Below are 394 nucleotides of genomic sequence, written 5' to 3' on the forward strand. Positions count from 1 at the left end.
AGTATCTTTATGGAGCCTTTGAAGAACTGGGCCTCCCGTACACGAAGAGCATGGCGAACTTCGTATTGGTCAAATTAGGCGATGAAGGCGAAACACTATACCAAGACTTAATGAAAAAAGGCGTGATCGTCCGCCACGGCAAGGGTTGGGGCCTTCCGGAATACGTGAGAGTCTCAATCGGCACACAGGAAGAAAACGAATTTTTCGTACAGGCTTTACGTGAATTAATTCAAAAATAAATCGAGCGTCAGAAAGAATGAAATCAGAAACCGGTTGTCTGGGAGAGTCCCTGGCAATCGGTTTTTTTTAGCAGATATCTTGTTTAGCGAAAAAGTGAAGCGGGAAGAGGGAGGAAACGACAGTAGAAAAGGATGAACGCTATGCGGTAAGTCCC

Annotated in this window: 1 protein-coding gene; it reads left to right on the plus strand. The window is 45.4% G+C overall.

Annotation, left to right across the window (positions count from 1 at the left end; genetic code table 11):
- Nucleotides 1-239 (plus strand): aminotransferase class I/II-fold pyridoxal phosphate-dependent enzyme (locus tag BHE18_RS02375; protein ID WP_141771800.1); only part of this gene is annotated, 239 nt, incomplete at its 5' end.
- Between the last annotated feature and the right edge of the window lie 155 nt (nt 240-394).

It is taken from the genome of Rossellomorea aquimaris (assembly GCF_001877785.1).
Taxonomy (GTDB): Bacteria; Bacillota; Bacilli; order Bacillales; family Bacillaceae_B; genus Rossellomorea; species Rossellomorea aquimaris_A.